The organism is Enterobacter cloacae complex sp. P15RS (assembly GCF_014895905.1).
GTDB classification, from domain to species: Bacteria; Pseudomonadota; Gammaproteobacteria; order Enterobacterales; family Enterobacteriaceae; genus Enterobacter; species Enterobacter quasihormaechei.
On record NZ_JADBQL010000025.1, the window covers coordinates 44,368 to 61,746 of the forward strand.

The 17,379-nt window shown below is 58.3% G+C and carries 12 protein-coding genes; 1 reads left to right on the top strand and 11 read right to left on the bottom strand.

Annotation, left to right across the window (positions count from 1 at the left end; translation table 11 throughout):
- Positions 1-39 precede the first annotated feature (39 nt).
- Together erpA and clcA are read right to left on the bottom strand one after the other, a co-directional pair.
- The gene (erpA, locus tag IM267_RS15640; RefSeq protein WP_003856230.1) at positions 40-384 is read right to left on the bottom strand and encodes an iron-sulfur cluster insertion protein ErpA; all 345 of its coding nucleotides are present in this window, start codon (positions 382-384) and stop codon (positions 40-42) included.
- 85 nt (positions 385-469) lie between these two features.
- Positions 470-1,870, bottom strand: a complete 1,401-nt coding sequence (gene clcA / locus IM267_RS15645) for a H(+)/Cl(-) exchange transporter ClcA (RefSeq protein ID WP_193033774.1) — start codon at positions 1,868-1,870, stop codon at positions 470-472.
- Between the two features lie 177 nt (positions 1,871-2,047).
- On the opposite strand from clcA, the gene hemL reads away from it, so the two are divergent.
- Positions 2,048-3,328, top strand: a complete 1,281-nt coding sequence (hemL, locus tag IM267_RS15650; RefSeq protein ID WP_193033775.1) for a glutamate-1-semialdehyde 2,1-aminomutase — start codon at positions 2,048-2,050, stop codon at positions 3,326-3,328.
- A gap of 96 nt (positions 3,329-3,424) precedes the next feature.
- Here hemL and fhuB read toward each other — a convergent pair whose 3' ends face one another.
- The 9 genes from fhuB to mrcB form a co-directional block, all read right to left on the bottom strand.
- Positions 3,425-5,407, bottom strand: a complete 1,983-nt coding sequence (gene fhuB, locus IM267_RS15655) for a Fe(3+)-hydroxamate ABC transporter permease FhuB (RefSeq protein WP_193033776.1) — start codon at positions 5,405-5,407, stop codon at positions 3,425-3,427.
- Positions 5,404-6,294, bottom strand: coding sequence for a Fe(3+)-hydroxamate ABC transporter substrate-binding protein FhuD (gene fhuD / locus IM267_RS15660; RefSeq protein WP_193033777.1), 891 nt, complete (start codon positions 6,292-6,294; stop codon positions 5,404-5,406). Before fhuD ends, fhuB begins: the two co-directional genes overlap by 4 nt.
- Positions 6,294-7,091 (bottom strand): Fe3+-hydroxamate ABC transporter ATP-binding protein FhuC, encoded by a 798-nt coding sequence (gene fhuC, locus IM267_RS15665; RefSeq protein ID WP_064910115.1) that lies wholly within the window; start codon positions 7,089-7,091, stop codon positions 6,294-6,296. Before fhuC ends, fhuD begins: the two co-directional genes overlap by 1 nt.
- Before the next feature lie 50 nt (positions 7,092-7,141).
- On the bottom strand, positions 7,142-9,352 hold the full coding sequence (gene fhuA, locus IM267_RS15670) for a ferrichrome porin FhuA (protein ID WP_193033778.1): 2,211 nt from the start codon (positions 9,350-9,352) through the stop codon (positions 7,142-7,144).
- 202 nt (positions 9,353-9,554) lie between these two features.
- Entirely contained in the window at positions 9,555-10,562 is a 1,008-nt protein-coding gene (locus IM267_RS15675) for a fimbrial protein (RefSeq protein ID WP_193033779.1), read from the bottom strand.
- A gap of 13 nt (positions 10,563-10,575) precedes the next feature.
- The gene (locus IM267_RS15680; RefSeq protein ID WP_193033780.1) at positions 10,576-13,053 is read right to left on the bottom strand and encodes a fimbria/pilus outer membrane usher protein; all 2,478 of its coding nucleotides are present in this window, start codon (positions 13,051-13,053) and stop codon (positions 10,576-10,578) included.
- Between the two features lie 20 nt (positions 13,054-13,073).
- A complete protein-coding gene (locus IM267_RS15685) occupies positions 13,074-13,787 on the bottom strand; it encodes a molecular chaperone (RefSeq protein ID WP_193033781.1) in 714 nt (237 codons plus the stop codon).
- Between the two features lie 42 nt (positions 13,788-13,829).
- A complete protein-coding gene (locus IM267_RS15690) occupies positions 13,830-14,402 on the bottom strand; it encodes a fimbrial protein (RefSeq protein ID WP_226848122.1) in 573 nt (190 codons plus the stop codon).
- A 343-nt stretch (positions 14,403-14,745) separates the two neighbouring features.
- Complete coding sequence (mrcB, locus tag IM267_RS15695) at positions 14,746-17,271, bottom strand: bifunctional glycosyl transferase/transpeptidase (RefSeq protein WP_063867484.1); 2,526 nt, start codon at positions 17,269-17,271, stop codon at positions 14,746-14,748.
- Positions 17,272-17,379 lie beyond the last annotated feature (108 nt).

Below are 17,379 nucleotides of genomic sequence, written 5' to 3' on the forward strand. Positions count from 1 at the left end.
TGGCGCTGCGCTTACCGGGCCTACAATCCGCATTCAGGCTTAAATGCTGAACGATGAACCACACCCGCAGGTGCTGGTCGCGTTCGGGTTCGTCACCACAAAGCGCGAACCTTCCAGACCTTCAGTGTAGTCCACTGAACCGCCTACAAGATATTGCAGGCTCATCGGGTCAACCACCAGCGCGACGCCCTGTTTCTCGATAGTCATATCACCATCGTTGACCTGGTCGTCAAAGGTAAAACCATACTGGAAGCCACTACAGCCGCCGCCGGTAATATAAACACGCAGTTTAAGGTCCGGATTGTCCTCGTCGGCAATCAGGGTTTTCACTTTTTTCGCTGCGGCTTCGGTAAATTCCAGCGGCAACGCTACGTCATCACTCATCTTATGCTCCCATGAATACTGCGACTGCTATTGGGTAAAAATCACCCAATTCTTTTTGTCATTATCTAATACCCTGGTAATTCATTCAAGTATTCTGCTTCAGGGCCTGTTCAGCCTCCTGTTTTGCCAGGGTACGGGCAAGAATGGTGGAGTATAGCGGTTTTCCACCCAGGAATTGGGCTAATAGTGTCGCGCCAAGGCAGGTAATGATCATTGGCAAAATGAGCTGGTAATTGTCGGTCATCTCCAGCACCAGCACGATCCCGGTCAGCGGCGCGCGCAGGGAGGCCGCCAGCAGTGCCCCCATTCCAGCCACCGCAAACGTCCCCGCATCCAGATGATAGGCCGGGAAGCCAACCGCTGCCGCCATGCCAAACGCCGTGCCCAGCAGCGTTCCCAGCGCCAGCATCGGGGCAAAAATGCCGCCCGGCGCGCCGGAGGAGAAGCACAGCACGGTAGTGATCACCCGCGAGATAAACATAAACAGCAGCAGCCCCACGCTGAAATTCCCCGCCGCGGCAATGGGAATCAGCCCGAAACCGCCGCCCGCCGCGTTCGGTTCGATAAAGCCGAGGATCCCGCACACGCCGCCAAGCAGGCCTCCCACCAGCACCCATTTCGTGGTATTTCCGCCATGGATGCGCTGAAACATATCCTGCGCACGTAAAATCAGGGTATTGAAAAGCGGGCCGACGATGCCAAAAATCATCCCAAGAACCAGATACAGCCACAGGGTATTGACCGGGGCATTGGTCAGCTTGCCAACCTCAATCACCGCCCCTTCGCCGTTAAAGAGGCGAAAGACAATGCTCGACATAATCACGCCGGTAAACACCGCTTTAATGGAGATCAGGTTGTAGCGGAACTGGGCGCGCATCTCTTCGATGATGAACAGGATACCCGCCAGCGGTGCGTTAAACGCGGCAGACAGCCCCGCCGCCGCCCCCGTCGCCAGCAGCGTATGGCGCGCTTCAGCGCTGCGCATGCGGAACAGGTCGCCGACCATCCGCCCGACGTTGCCGCCCAGCTGTACCGTTGGCCCTTCGCGACCCAGCACCATGCCCGCCCCGAGCGTCCCCATCCCGCCGATGAATTTCACGGGAAGCACGCGCCACCAGCGAACCGGGCGCAGCTCTTCCAGCGCCCCTTCAATTTCGGGGATCCCCGAGCCACCGGCTTCGGGCGCAAATTTACGCACCAGGAAATACCCCACCATGGCGAACAGCGCCGAAAGGCCAAATGCCAACACCCAGACCAGCCATTCCCGATCCGCAAAGCTGGCAACGGTACCGATGCGCCAGTTGAGCACCGCGTTGACGGCTTTTTCAAACGCGACGCCCATCAGCCCGGCCAGCGTACCCACCACGGCGGCTGCCAGCAGTATGGCTAACGGGGTTTTGTCACGGTTGAGCAGCCGCCGGATGCTGACCCGGTGCTTCGCGCGCGTAAATTGTTGTTGTTCAAAAGAAGGCGTGTTCTCGTTCATTACCTGTTCTGTTTCGTCATACAAAAGGCCGCAAGGATTCTACCAGAGACAATCCCCTCGTCCCCTGAAAAATACTTAACAATTGTTAAGCCCGTTGAGGGGCAAAAATTTTATAACCTCTTCTGGATCACTTAGAATAGTCCTCTTAACTTATTTCTACGAACCAGGAACGACGCCATGAGCAAGTCTGAAAACCTCTACAGTGCAGCCCGCGAGCTAATCCCGGGCGGCGTGAACTCTCCGGTGCGCGCCTTTACCGGCGTGGGCGGCACCCCGCTGTTTATCGAACGTGCGGACGGCGCGTATCTGTATGATGTGGATGGCAAAGCCTATGTCGATTACGTCGGCTCCTGGGGTCCGATGGTGCTGGGGCATAACCACCCGGCTATCCGCAACGCGGTGATTGAAGCCGCTCAGCGCGGCCTGAGCTTCGGCGCGCCAACCGAGATGGAAGTTAAAATGGCGGAGCTGGTCACCGAGCTGGTGCCAACGATGGACATGGTGCGTATGGTGAACTCCGGGACCGAAGCCACCATGAGCGCTATCCGCCTGGCGCGCGGTTTCACCGGCCGTGACAAAATCATCAAGTTCGAAGGCTGTTATCATGGCCACGCCGACTGCCTGCTGGTGAAAGCCGGTTCCGGCGCGCTGACCCTCGGCCAGCCGAACTCCCCGGGCGTACCGGCTGATTTCGCGAAGCACACGCTGACCTGCACCTATAACGATCTGAACACCGTTCGTGCGGCGTTCGAGCAGTATCCGCAGGAGATCGCCTGCATTATCGTTGAGCCGGTGGCGGGCAACATGAACTGCATTCCACCGCAGCCAGATTTCCTGCCGGGCCTGCGCGCGCTGTGCGATGAGTTTGGCGCACTGCTGATCATCGACGAAGTGATGACCGGCTTCCGCGTAGCGCTGGCGGGCGCGCAGTCATATTACGGCGTAGAGCCGGATTTGACCTGCCTCGGCAAAATCATCGGCGGCGGCATGCCCGTCGGCGCGTTTGGTGGCCGTAAGGACGTGATGGACGCGCTGGCGCCAACCGGTCCGGTTTACCAGGCGGGCACGCTCTCCGGTAACCCGATTGCGATGGCGGCGGGCTTCGCCTGTCTGACCGAAGTCGCCCAGCCAGGCATCCACGAAACCCTGACGGCCCGCACGACGCAGCTGGCGAATGGCCTGCTGGAAGCCGCAGAAGAAGCGGGTATTCCGCTGGTGATGAACCACGTTGGCGGGATGTTCGGGATTTTCTTCACCGAGGCGAAAACCGTGACCTGCTATCAGGACGTGGTGAAGTGCGACGTGGAACGCTTCAAACGCTTCTTCCACCTGATGCTGGAAGAAGGCGTATACCTGGCCCCGTCAGCGTTTGAAGCGGGCTTTATGTCCGTGGCGCACAGCGAAGAAGATATCAATAACACCATCGACGCGGCGCGTAAGGCGTTTGCGAAGCTTTAAGGGCATTGCCGGGTGGCGCTAACGCTTACCCGGCCTACGATGTTCTCCCTCTCCCCGTGGGAGAGGGACGGGGTGAGGGCATCAGGCCGCACCTGACTACCGACTCTGCTTTCTCAACAGATAGATAAAATACGGCGCGCCGATAAAGGTCGACAGCAGGCCCGCCGGGATCTGATACGGGAACAGCACCATCCTTCCGCACCAGTCAGCAAAGACCAGGATCGCCCCGCCCGTCAGCGCAGACATGACGATATGCGGCATTGTCCGGCGAAAGCCCATCATACGGGCGATGTGCGGTGCCATCAATCCAACAAAACTGAGCGGGCCGATAGTCATGGTGGCCGACGCCGTCAGGCACGCGGCCAGCAGCAGCAGGGCGATACGCGTTGGCGTCAGCGCCAGCCCGACCGCGCGCGCGGTGTCACCGCCCAGCGGCAGAATGGTCATCCAGCGACGGCACAGCGGAACTATCGCCAGCAGCACGACCATCACGATCCCCGTATGCACCACCTGGCTGCCGGTGGCGTTGTACGTTGAACCGGAAATCCAGGTCAGGATCTGCGCCATGCGCGGGTCGCCGCTCGCCTGCAACATCATCAGCAGCATGGTAAACGCGGTGCTGAGCGCCATCCCGGCCAGCAGCATACGATGAGGCGAGAATCCGCCCCGCCCGGAGGCGATCAGGATAATCATCAGCGTCGCCGCCGCACCGATACTGCCGGCAGGCATCAGCCAGCCGAACGCATTTCCCGGCACGAGGAACAGCATCAACACCACGCCAAACGCGGCACCGGAGCTGATCCCCAGAACTTCCGGGCTTGCCATCGGGTTGCCGGTCAGACGCTGGATAATACAGCCCGCCACCGCCAGCATCACGCCCGCAATCAGCGCGGAGAAGATCCGCGGCCAGCGCCACTGCATAAGTTCATTCAGTAAATCACCGGTAGCCCAGTGCCAGCCGGTAGCGTCGCGCCCCAGCGAGAGCGCGGCGAACGAAGCGATCGCCAGCACCGCCAGCCCGGCAAGGCTGAACCACACTATCGACTGACGTTCCGCCGAGACCTTATCCCCGGCATCCATCGCCGGCGCGCTAATGCTGCGCAGGCGCGGCAGCAGCCAGAGCAGCAGCGGCGCGCCGATAAGGGCCGTCACCGACCCCGTGGAGACCTCCATCCAGACGCGCGCCAGCCAGAGAATGAGCTGATCGGAAAGCCAGAGGATCAGCGCGCCAATCAGCGGCGCCAGCATCAGGCGCGCCAGAAGACGGCGCGCGCCGAGCATTTTCGCCAGCAGCGGCGCAAACAGGCCGATAAACCCGATGATGCCGACGGCGTTAACCAGCAGCGCGCTCAGCACAATCGCCAGCGTCAGGGCAGCCAGGCGGGCCAGCGACAGCGCCAGCCCCAGGTTGCGCGCCACGCCGTCATCCAGACCCATCAGCGTGAGCGGGCGCAGCAGCAGCAGCGTGAGCACCACGCCGCCAAACAGCTGCGGCCACAGGCGCTGGACGATACTCCAGTCGGTCTGGGTGAGCGTGCCGGTGCTCCACATAAACATGCTTTGCAGCTGGTCGTGGTGAAACAGCACCAGCAGCTGGTTGATCGCGCCACAGTAGAGGCTGACGACCAGCCCGGCGAGGATCAGCGTGACCGGCGAGAGACGTTTTCCCCAGGCCACGCCAAAGACCAGCGCGCCCACGACGCAGGCGCCTGCCAGCGCGGCAAACTGCGAGGTTAATGCCCCCGGCAGGGTCCAGAGAGTGGTGATGGTGATCCCCAGCTGTGCGCCCGTCGCCACGCCCAGCGTGGTGGGCTCCGCCAGCGGGTTACGCAGCACCTGCTGGAACAGCACGCCCACCAGCCCCAGCCCCGCGCCGACCAGCAGGGAGATGCTAAGACGCGGCAGCAGGCTGTAGTGGAAGAGCATCTGCTGAATATTGTCGATATCCGGAGCGGCAAACGCGGCCGCCCACTGCTCACGCGGCAGTGCCGTGGAGAGGTTGAACCCGGTTAGCGCCAGCGCCGCCAGAAAAATCAGCCCCAGCAGCAGCGCCGGGAAACGGGCAATACGCGTACTCATGCTTTGCCCCCCATCACGTTGTCCAGCACGCGGGCAAAGTGCATTGCCGACAGCGTCGCGCCGTAAAACCATACCGCAGGAGCGCGCAGGAAGCGCTGCTCGCGAACGAACGGCATCGCCTGCCAGAGCGGGGTTGCCATCAGGGTTTGCATTTCACGCTCGTTGCCGTGGTCAAAGCACAGCACGTCGACGTCGCGAAACGCCGCCAGGCGGTCGATGCCCACGGCGGTGCTTCCCCAGAACGTCATCTCGCCTTCCCAGGCGTTGCGAATGCCGAAGCTGTCGAGCACCTCCTGGAACAGGCAGTTTTTTCCAAAGACCAGCATATGGCGGGCGTCCAGCAGCGTCACCATCAGCAAAGGCCGATCGCCTCGGCGGGCAAAGCGCGGCTTAAGGGACTCAATCAGCGCATCAAACTCATCGAGATGCTGTTTTGCTTCCGCTTCCCGGTTGAGGAACTGGGCCATCTCGTGGATAGACTTTTTTGCCATGGTCAGCGGCTTTTTACCGTCGCTAAAGGAAAAGCCTCGTCCCGGCGCAATCTTCGCCATGATCTCTTCCGACGGGCCATACCCCGCAGACCAGAACAAATAAGACGGTTTCATCTGCGTGAGAAGCTCAAGGTTTGGCTCCGTGCGCAGACCGATATCAATGACGGAGTCCGGCAGTTTTGGTTCATTCACCCACAGGGTGTAGTTGGGAATGTCGGCCACGCCGTAGGGCGTGATACCCAGGGCCATCATCAGCTCGACGGGTAACCACTCCAGCGCCACGATGCGGTGCGGATCGATAGCGGCGGCGCGGGCCGGGGCCATCTTCAACAGCAGCGGCGAGAGCGCCATGGCCGTCAGCAGGCGACGGCGGCTAATGTATGTTGAATCCAGCATCAGTAAACAAAGCTCACGGGAGCGGCCCCGGCAGGGTGAGGCAGGATCCCCATTGGAATACCGTAGATATGCTCCAGCGTTTCGCTGCGCATCAGCTCGTCAGGCGTGCCCTGAGCGATCATTTCACCGCCGCGCAGCGCCACCAGATAGTCGCAATAACGCGCCGCCATATTGATGTCGTGCAGAACGGCAATCACCGTCAGGCCGCGCTGCTGGCTTAAGCGGTGCACCAGCGCCAGCACGTCAACCTGATGGGCAATATCCAGCGCCGAGGTAGGTTCGTCGAGCAGCAGGCAGCGGCTGTCCTGCGCCACCAGCATCGCGATCCACGCGCGCTGACGCTCGCCGCCGGACAGGCTATCAACCAGACGGTGCGCCAGCGGTTTGAGCCCGACCAGCGCAATCGCTTCTTCCACTTTCTCTCTGTCAGCGACGCCAAAACGCCCGAGCGCACCGTGCCACGGATAACGTCCAATCGCCACCAGCTCGCGCACCGTCATCCCCTCCGCCTGCGGCAGCTGCTGCGGCAGATAGGCCACCTTGCGGGCAAAGGCCTTACTGCTCCAGCTTGCCAACGGATGGTCATCCAGCAGAATGTCGCCCTCGGACGGCGGCTGATGGCGGCCCAGCATCTTGAGCAGGGTCGATTTACCCGAACCATTGTGGCCGATTAAGCCGGTAACTTTACCTGCGGGAAAGGTCAAAGAGAGCGGATGCAACAAGGTACGCCCGGGTACGCGGAAGGAGAGATTGTTGAGCGTGAAGGTGGAGTCGGATTGCGTTTTATTATCCTGCATGTCAGCCAACTTAAATAAAAAGGGCACGGCGAACCGTGCCCATAAAGAGGTTAGAAGCGGAAGGTCGCGGTGGCGACAACCTGGCGTCCTGCTCCCCAGTAGCATGCATACTCGCTGTAGCAGCTGGAGACGTACTCGCGGTCAAAGATGTTGTTCACGTTGACGCCGACGGAAGAGCCCGGCAGACCAAAGCGTGCCAGATCGTATTTCACCGTCGCATCCGCCAGAGCATAGCCCGCAACGTTAAAGGACTCATAGGCTTTAGGCGACGCCGAAGAGTAGTAGGAAACGGTGTCACCGATATAACGCGCGCCCGCACCCACGGTCAGGCCGCTCAGCGCGGTCTCGTGGAAGGTGTAATCTGCCCACAGGGACGCCATGTTGCGCGGCACTTCCGCCGGACGACGTCCTTCATACCAGGTATCGTGGGTATATTCCGCATCGGTGTAGCTGTAGGCCGCCGTCACGTTCACGTTAGCCGACACCGCCGCTTTCGCTTCCAGCTCAAAGCCACGGGAGCGAATTTCACCGCCCTGCACGCTAAAGCCGCTGGTCGGGTTCGCCGGATCGGCGGTCAGGTTGTTGTTTTTGGTCAGCTGGTATACCGCTGCCGTCACTACAACAGGCAGATCTTTCGGCACATACTTCACGCCCGCTTCATACTGCTTGCCGCGAGCCGGATCGAACGGTTTGCCGCCCTGGGTGGTTCCCGAAATAGGCTCGAAGGATTCGCTGTAGCTGAAGTATGGGGTGATCCCGTTGTCGAACAGGTAGTTAATCCCCCCGCGCCAGGTGAATGCCCGATCGTTGATTTCCGCAGTGGTCCCGTTATTACGGTTAAAGGCAGACGTTTTCGCAAAGTCATAGCGGCCACCCATGGTGAGTACCCACTTATCCCATTCCGCCTGATCCTGCGCATAGAGCCCGGTCTGCTCCTGGCGATTGAGCATGGCATACGGGAAGTTCACATTGACGTTCGCGTTGCCGTGCTGCGGATTATTCATGCTGATGGGATCGGCAGTGCCGTAGTCAGCATCAATGTCATTACGCATGCGAAGGTAATCCACACCCGTCAGCAGCGTATGGTCAACGACGCCGGTCGCGAATTTTGACTGGAGTTGGGTATCAACCGTAAACGAGTTCAGGTCTTCATCGGAACGTACATACGCACGGCTGATCTGGGCCGGGGCGATATAGCCGTTACCGTAAACTGAACGGTAAAGCGTGTTGATTTTAGTGTACCGCAGGTTCTGGCGCACGGTGAAGGTGTCGTTAAATTCATGCGCGAAGCTATACCCCACCATTTTCTGACGGCGAGAGATCTTGTTGTCTTCATCGCCTTCGTTGAAGTCGGTCGGCAGCTTATGCGCCTTTCCGGCTGCATCATAGTAAGGCACGACCGTACCTTCACGCGGCAGCCAGCCGTAGTAACCTGCATCCGGATCGCTCTGGAAGTTGCTCAGGAAAGTGAAGTCGGTTTTATCATCGGGGCGCCAGCTGAAAGACGGCGCGATCGCGTAACGAGTAGACTTCACCATATCCTGCTGCGCGTTCTCGCTGCGTCCCAGGCCGGTCAGACGGTATGACCATACACCGTTATCGTCAATCGCGTCGCTGAAATCAAACCCGGTCTGCCAGAGGTTATCCGTCCCCATTTTGAACTGAATTTCTTTCAACGGTTCAGTAGTCGGACGCTTGCTGACCATGCTTACCACCCCGCCCGGATGGCTTTTACCATACAGTACGGACGTCGGGCCACGCAGCAGCTCTACGCGCTCAAGGAAGTACGGATCCATGGACGCTTCAGAGTAGTTGTCCCCCTGCAACTTCATACCATCCAGATACTGGTTGGTATTCACGGTGCTGGAGGTAGTGAAACCACGAATCGAAACCACATCGTAAGTTGTTGATGAGCCGCGCGTTGCGAAAACGCTTGGGGTATAGGCCAACGCCTGTTTAACCGTCCCCGGCTGTTTCATGTCCATCTCTTCGCGTGTAACCACGGAAATAGACTGCGGGGTTTTCTCAATCGGTGTATCGGTTTTCGTCGCCGTTGCGGTACGTTTTGCCGCAATCGTCGGTGCAGGACCCCAGGCACTTTCCTGTGCAGCCGGTGCGGCAGTCACGGTGATGGTTTCTTCTTTCTTGGGGGTTTCAGCGGCCTGTGCGTAAGCAGACATGCCGGCAACCGCTGTGGCTACGACGGCTGCGATTTTACGCAGCGACGTGTTAATTGGCTGAGCAGTATTGGAAAGCGCCATGATGGATCTCTGATGAAAAAGGTGAATGATAACGTAAACGAGAATTATTATTATGACCGCAGAATAATATGCGAAACGCTGGCGGCATAGCAAGCGATATGCGGCCCTACAAGAATTGAGGGCTTAAGAAATAACCAGATGAAAAGAGAGGGTTAAAAAGTGTAGGGAAATGATCGTAAAAACCCGCGCGGGCGGGCGGCGATTAGCGATAAAAAAGTTCAAAAGTAGCAACCGCATCAACCTTGCCGGCTTTCACCTCTCCCGTTTTGACGTAGCGCGCTTTCAGCGGAATTTCCACGGGCACGTTATCCTGCGTGCTTGTTATCGCCGTATAGCTATGGTCGAATTGCAGCACCGTATTATTGCCGTCCAGAATCTGGATCCCGACTCCCGCGGCGGCATGATCCCCGGCGGCAATGCCTAACGTATTCCCGTTTGTAACGCCCGTCGATCCTGTGCTCGTAAACTGATAATCCACCTTTGTGCCTGCCGCACACTCGCTTATCTCAATTTTAAAGCTGTTGTCGGTCAGCACGTCGGTGTACTGGCCTGTGAAATCCTGCGTATTAACGGTCTTCAGCGGGACGTAAATATTCCGGTCGACCAGGTTACAGGTATTGGTCGTAATGCGCACGCTGGTGGGCGAGAAGCGCATTTCGCCGATAACCGCGCCGCCCAGCGTATCCTGCGCGGTTAATCGTCCGGTATCGAGGTTCCCCTCTTCAACATTCCCGATCACCAGCAGCTGCGCGGCGGCGCGGAAGGTCAATACCTGATGCGAATAACCATGCATGGTTCCCAGAAAGTCCCATGGGCGCACGAGATCGCCTGACGTATAGCTGGGGTGCTTTTCCGTGGATGAGGCAGCGCGGATCCCGATTCCCGGCACGTTGGTTCTGTACACGCCGGGCATGACGTCTTCGCGCGCGTCGGCGCTGGTGATGGACAAATAGCCGCGGCGGATCTGGGCGTCGGCGCCGCCGCAATCCACGGTAATTTCATGACTTTCAACGCTACCGTCATAAATCACGGTGCCCACCGGCGCGTCGGGCGCGACGGCGATGACCGCAGGCAGCTGGAACGTGACGACCCCGCCATAGCCCTCGCCGCCGCTAAAGCTACAGCTGGCACTCGCCGGGTGAATAAAGACAACCGCGCCCAGCGCCAGCGCGCAGGCGATAAGCGAGGGGACAGAAAAACGTAGACGCATTGTTTCACCCATTTTATTGGCAGTTCACCGTTGTTTTAAAAATGCCTGTCGCGCCGTCGGCGGGTACGTCGAGCGTGCCGCGGCACTGCGCGTCCCCCTCTTCTCCCCACTGCACGTTAAACGCTGTGCTGCCGCGCAGCCCGGTTAAATACACTTCCCCTTCGTCTCCCACGATGGCGGTCGCGTTTTGCAGGGCGAGCACGGCCCCGAACGGCACGGCCTTGCCCCGATGAAGCAACGTGACCAGCGCCCGCCGCCCGACGCGCGCGTCGAACGTTGCGGCCAGCGCCGCCCCTTTCGTCGGGACAAGATCCTGCGTCGCTGCCTCAATGTCGATATCGTCCCGATCCTGGGTATTCACCGTGATGACGTTATGCCGGTAGGCCGTCAGCGACGGGACAACGGCGTTGCCAAAGCGATCGGTTGAAATCCCCCGGCCGTTCTGAACCTTAACGTTGTCGCCGCCCTCGATATGTACAACGGCGAACGCGTCGCGGACCGGCTGCCCTAAGGTCACGCCATGTTCATGCGCCACGACGGAGCCCTGCGCGCTGTAGTTCCACTGCCGGTTATCGCCGCCATAGCTGTACCCCAGTCCCAGATCGCCGGAGGCTCCCCGATAACGGCCGGACAGGCTGCCGCCGTAGCCGGTATCGTGATTTGCGTACGTCTGCTGAAGGCTGTAGCTGAGCTTATTATCCTCAAGCGCGGTGCCGCCAAGCCCCACCTGATGCGAGACAAAACCTCCGCTGGCGGTGTTGACGCTGTAGCTCGCCCAGGCGTTGGGCAGCCAGTGGGAGAAGGGAATATTCAGCGTCAGGGCCATCTGCCGGTCAGCATCCGCATCGGGCGTCCGGGTAAGGCTGTAGCTTAATGACCAGGAGATGTCGCGCCAGCTGGAGCTCAGCCCGGCGCTGACGCTGCGCTCGCGGCCATCCATGTCCCAGTAATCCTGCTGATAGGTGTTCAGGTAAGCCGACCCCCAGTCCGAAAGGCGCTGAGAAAGGTTAAGCTGCATACGGCTTCGCCGGTTGTTGGTCAGGCGATAGGTATAAATCCCGTCGTCAATCTCACCGTCGCGCTGGTCGATTGCCTCCTGAAAGGTGTAAAAACCGGCGGTGGAGTAGCGGTAGCTGGCAAGCGTGACGGTGGTATTCGTATCCGGAATATCTTTCGCATATTGCGCGCGCCAGGATAATCCGCTCGCGTCATCACGACCGTCATTAAAAGCGGTGCGGGCACCCGTGACATCCACCGATGCCGAACCGAAGCGCCCCAAATCCGCCCCCGCCCCGACCAGCGCCGCGTGATAGAGCGACGCGCCCAGCACGCCGGTATAGGCCGTTATGCCATACGGAAAGCCATAGATCGCCGTTCCCTGGGCAAACGCAGGCGTATCCTCGCCCTCGCTGCCGCGATAGCGCCCCATCGCCAGAGAATATTTCAGGTTTCCTTCGCGCTGGAGCACCGGCACCGACGCGCTGGCCTGGATAAAGCTGTGCTCGCTGCCATCCGCTTCTTCAACGGTCACTTCCAGATCGGCGCCCGACGCCACCTGGCTCAAATCACGGATCGCGAACGGCCCCGGCGAGACGTTGCTCTGGTAAATCGTGTAGCCGTTTTGCTTCACGGTGACCTTCGCGTCGCTGTTCGCAATGCCGCGTATGACCGGAGCAAAACCCTGCTGGCCGGTGGGAAGCATGGACGTGTCGGTCTCGAGCTTCACCCCGGTCATTTGAATGCTGTCGAAAAGTTCACCGTTGGTATAGGTCTGGCCAATCTCCATCTGGCTTTGCAGCGGCTTAACGTCGCGCTGTAGCGTGGTGCCGATAGCATCCCAGCCGGCGGTATCGCTCCAGGTACTGTTGTTGCGCAGGCGCCATGCGCCCACGTTAATACCGGAGTCCAGGCCCAGCCAGGTTGACGAGGTTTTGCCCCCGCTATAGCGCTGCTGCGAACCGCTAAGCTGATAGCTGGTCCAGGCCGCCGGAGCACCGTCATCCCACAGCTTAGGGCTGATGGCCCCCGCCGTCGCCCGATCGCGGTACATCTGGGGAATAACCAGCGTCAGCGTTTGATTATCCTGATTAAATTCGTAGCGGGCATTTTTTATAAAACGGGAGATATCTTCGATGTGCGCCGCGTCGTCCAGCCCGGCCATATCGGCAATGGCATCCACCTTTACTCCCAGCGCGCGCAGCTCGGCTTTGGTCAGCTCAGGCAGCAGACGCTGTTTGTCCGCCGAGAGAACATACGTTACGGGGCGCTTATCCAGCACATCCCCGTCCCAGAGGATCGTGGTCTGGTAACTACCGGGCAGCAGGCCGTTATCATTGATGAAGTTTTTCAGCGTCGCGGTATTTTCAAGCGGCGTATCCAGCTCCAGAATCCGCAGGTTGAAGTCGTCATCAGCCGCGGCAGGCTGGATCGCGGCCAGCAATGCCAGCGCGATCCCCTTCAGAACCTGTTTGAGCCGTGACGATGATGACATACGATACCAGCATGATCGGTTTACAGTGCCTGACTGCGTTGAGGGGTTTGCGCGCCGAAATCATTGATTGCCGTCCACGTCACGACGCCTTTTGCCGATCCGGGCAGGGCGAAACGCTGCTCGCTGAATGGCGCAACCATCATGGAAATCGCTCCCGGCGTGGTTTTGTTATCCACCACCGGCACGCTTTTGCCGCCAACGGCCAGTTCGCCAAATGAGACGTAAAAAGGCGTGGAATTTTTTGCAATCAGGGTGTCCCCCTGACGGCGAAACGTGATTTTTTCAAAGGCGTGCAGCGCGTCCGTTTCTTTCAGCTGCGCAGGGCGCCAGAACAGCTTCAGACGCGTTTTCATCGCAAACTGAAGGGTATTCTTATCTTTTAATTCCGGCGATAAGGCCGAAACGGATTTAACGTTAGCCAGAAATAGCGATTCCCGATCCGCAGGCAGGCTTGTTTTATCTCCGGTAAAAATAATATGTAAAAGCGTCTGGCGATTTTCCTGTAATTTATACACGGGAGGCGTGATAACAAAGGGGGCTTTCGCATTATCGGGATAGCTTACCCAGCTCTGTACCAGATAACGCGTATGAGGATCTTTATTTTTGAGGGCAATTTGCACTTCAGACTTATTCGATGGATAAACGATTCGCGTTCCACCGAGAACCACGCTGGCCTGCGCTGTACAGCAGGAAATAACCAGGCAGCCGCATAACACTTTAATTAAATGTTTCATCCTGCGTTCCAGAAGGCAGCCTTTTCAGGCTGCCCGATTTTTTTAGCGATAAACAACCTCGAACGTGGCAGAGGAGGCATAATGACCCGCCGTTGGCGCGTCTTCTCCAACCTGAATAACCTTCGCGGTGTAGTTAAAGACGGAAGCAGCCTGTCCCGTCGCATCGTTCGCAACGTCAGTGCCCGCGTCAGGGGTAGATCCGTCAAAAATCACGTCCCCTTTCGTGCCATTCTCATTGCTGACGATAATACCGACGTTGGTGGCATTACCTTCACCGGTCAGATCGTTCTGAAGACGTTTGTAGGCGGCGTCCGTGGTGGAGCCGCTGAACTTCAGGTTCAGTTTTGCGACCAGCGGGTCACATTTCTTCACCTCAATTTTGAACGCTTTTGACGTTCCCACCGAGCCGTCGCCGCTATAATCCGAAGGATAGGTATCGGCAAACGTTACGGTCGAGGCATTCGTACCGGTGCCATCAACGTTAATTTCGCAGGTATCCGCAACAATTTTCCCGGCAAAGTTCACCGTGCCGGAATCATTCGATGCTAAAACCGGAAGCGACAGCGCCGCCAAAATGCTTCCGCCCAGTAAAGAAGTAATAATATATTTACGCATAACAATATCCTTATATTTGCTGATGAAGGTATCCATTCCCGGCAAAGCGCATTTGCATCAGAATGTCAGGTAAAGCGAGACATCATTCATTTTCCACCCCATCCAAATAAGAATGTCCTGACGAATGATGAATTTCATGGCGGGATTACATCAGATTATTCTTTATCATGTCCAGCGTGCAAAAGGGTAAAATCGGTCACAATTATTACAACCTCCTGATTTATAAAACCAGGCTAAAAGATTAATAATTCTACAATCAGTATTTAATAATTATAATAAAGCAACGAAGGGAAATAAAAAAAGCCGCTTTACGAGAAAGCGGCTTTTAAATTCAGGGAATTAATTAATTTCCGCCGAACATGTCCTTGATCCAGCCGGCGACGCCGTCGCTGTCTTTCTTCTCGCCCTGCTGCTGCGGCTGTTGCTGCTGCGGCTGCTGAGGCTGAGAAGACTGGTCAAACGGATTGCCCGTTGGCTGCTCAGGCTGGCTTTGCTGGCACAGCGCATCCGGATTGGTCGTCCAGACCGGCAGCGAACGCACGCCGCCGCCGCAGATGAAGTTACCTGAGCTGTCCACGCCCATATCGACGATATCTTCCGGCGCAACGAGGTTCAGCGGCACCGGAGACTGATTTGCCAGATAGCGCTGGTAAATCGACATTGCACCGCTTGCACCATACAGTTTGGTCGGCTGGTTGTTGTCGCGACCCACCCAGGTGATCACCACTTCACGGCCGTCAATACCGGCAAACCAGGTATCAACGTTGTTGTTGGTGGTCCCGGTTTTACCTGCCAGATGCAGACCCGGATACTTCGCCCCCAGCTGACGCCCGGTACCGCGCTGTACAACCTGCTGCATCGTCCATAACGTCATATAGGCTGCCTGCGCCGGAACCGCGCGCTCAGCCTGCGGGAAGCTTTGATACAGCACGGAGCCATCTTCCGCTATCACCGAACGCAGGGCGGAAAGCGGAGCACGATTACCGCCGCTGGCGATGGTCTGGAACGCCTGGGCCACTTCGATTGGCGTCAGGTTAAGCGCCCCCAGGATCATGGCCGGAACAGGGTGCAGCTGATCTTTCGGCACGCCCAGCTTCTGCCAGGTATCGGTGATGGCCGGCAGGCCCAGCGCCATCCCGAGGTTAACCGTCGGCACGTTCATTGAGCGGGTTAACGCATCCACCAGCATCACCTGACCGCTGAACTGCTTATCGTCGTTCTGCGGAGACCATACCTGGCCGTTAGGCTGGCGCAGGGAGATGGGCGCATCGGCAATCCAGGTGTTCAGGCGATAGAGGTTCGGCTGGCTCAGCGCGGTCAGATAGGTCGCCGGTTTTGCCAGAGAACCAATCGAACGACGCGCCTGCATCGCACGGTTATAGCCCGCATACTGCGGCTCGGCACCGCCCACCATGGCGCGAACTTCACCGGTGTTGCGGTCAACCACCACCATCGCGGTTTCCAGATCGCTCAGCTTACGCTGCTTCTTCAGAACCGGAATACCTTCCACCGCCGCTTTTTCAGCCGCATCCTGCGCCACGGAGTCAAAGGTGGTAAAGATCTTCACTCCGGAGAGATCTTTTACTTTATCTCCAAGCTTAGATTGCAGCTCCTGACGCACCATCTGCATAAAGGCAGGCTGCGGGGAGATCACGCCACCGCGCGGCTGAACGCCCAGCGGACGCGCGCTCAGCATGTCGTACAGCTCCTGGTCAATCACCTGCTGCTGTTGCAGCAGACGCAGCACCAGATTACGACGCTCCAGCGCCAGTTTCGGGTTACGCCATGGGTTATAGATTGACGCCCCTTTAACCATGCCCACCAGCAGCGCCTGCTGATCAAGGCTCAGCTCTTCCACTGGACGGCCAAAGTAGTACAGGCTCGCCAGCGGGAAGCCGCGGATTTCGTTATCGCCGCTCTGGCCGAGGTACACCTCGTTCATGTACAGCTCAAGGATACGATCCTTGCTGTAGCGCGCATCCATCAGCACGGCCATGTACGCTTCGTTGGCTTTACGCCAGTAAGAGCGTTCGCTGGAGAGGAACAGGTTTTTCACCAGCTGCTGGGTAAGCGTACTCGCCCCCTGCACCGTACGCCCGGCAGTCAGGTTCGCCAGCACCGCACGGCCAATGGAGTAGAGGCTAATACCGTCGTGCTCGTAGAAGTGACGGTCTTCGGTTGCCAGCAGGGTATCCACCAGCAGATCCGGGAAGCCGTTACGCGCCACGAACAGGCGCTGTTCGCCGTTTGCGGACGACAGCATGGTGATCAGGCGCGGATCGAGACGGAAGAAACCGAACTGGCGGTCGTTATCCATGTTCTCAATGGTTTCCAGGCGATCGCCGTCAAAGGTCAGACGCGCGCGCACCTGGCCCTCTTTGCTGTCCGGGAAGTCGAACGGACGGCGGATCATCTCAATGCTTTTCGCCTGGACGGTAAATTCGCCCGGACGGGTCATTTTCGTGACCTGACGATACTGCGTAGCTTGCAGCAGTTTCACCATCTCGTTTTTGCTGATGGACATGTCCGGCTCAAGGTTCACCATGCGACCATACACTGCCGCCGGCAATTGCCAGACTTTCCCGTCGATACGACTGCGGATCTTCTGATCCAGATACACGCCGTAAATCGCGATCAGAACAACAAAAACAATGAACAGCTTCAGCAGCAGCCAGAACCAGCCGCGCTTCCCACGAGGCTTACGCCCTTTGCCTTTCCCTTTACGCGGCATCGGTTCTTCATCCTCATAATCGTCTTCATAGTCATCGTCATACTCCTCATCTCTGAGGCGACGACGGCTTACCTTTTCTTTCGCCGGACGCGCTGGCTTTCCCTTACGTCCTATTGGCTCGCGGTCATTCCCCGCCATGCTTTTTCTCCGCAACATTCAGGCGCAAAGGCCAGATTTTCTTATCTTGCACAGGTCAGTGAAAGAAGAAATCTCTCAAAGTTTGTTTCTCCCTCTCCCTGTGGGAGA

Bases quoted from the DNA above. Each gene is read 5' to 3' on its own strand.
- erpA (WP_003856230.1), bottom strand. From the start codon at position 384: ATGAGTGATGACGTAGCGTTGCCGCTGGAATTTACCGAAGCCGCAGCG.
- clcA (WP_193033774.1), bottom strand. From the start codon at position 1,870: ATGAACGAGAACACGCCTTCTTTTGAACAACAACAATTTACGCGCGCG.
- hemL (WP_193033775.1), top strand. From the start codon at position 2,048: ATGAGCAAGTCTGAAAACCTCTACAGTGCAGCCCGCGAGCTAATCCCG.
- fhuB (WP_193033776.1), bottom strand. From the start codon at position 5,407: ATGAGTACGCGTATTGCCCGTTTCCCGGCGCTGCTGCTGGGGCTGATT.
- fhuD (WP_193033777.1), bottom strand. From the start codon at position 6,294: ATGCTGGATTCAACATACATTAGCCGCCGTCGCCTGCTGACGGCCATG.
- fhuC (WP_064910115.1), bottom strand. From the start codon at position 7,091: ATGCAGGATAATAAAACGCAATCCGACTCCACCTTCACGCTCAACAAT.
- fhuA (WP_193033778.1), bottom strand. From the start codon at position 9,352: ATGGCGCTTTCCAATACTGCTCAGCCAATTAACACGTCGCTGCGTAAA.
- IM267_RS15675 (WP_193033779.1), bottom strand. From the start codon at position 10,562: ATGCGTCTACGTTTTTCTGTCCCCTCGCTTATCGCCTGCGCGCTGGCG.
- IM267_RS15680 (WP_193033780.1), bottom strand. From the start codon at position 13,053: ATGTCATCATCGTCACGGCTCAAACAGGTTCTGAAGGGGATCGCGCTG.
- IM267_RS15685 (WP_193033781.1), bottom strand. From the start codon at position 13,787: ATGAAACATTTAATTAAAGTGTTATGCGGCTGCCTGGTTATTTCCTGC.
- IM267_RS15690 (WP_226848122.1), bottom strand. From the start codon at position 14,402: ATGCGTAAATATATTATTACTTCTTTACTGGGCGGAAGCATTTTGGCG.
- mrcB (WP_063867484.1), bottom strand. From the start codon at position 17,271: ATGGCGGGGAATGACCGCGAGCCAATAGGACGTAAGGGAAAGCCAGCG.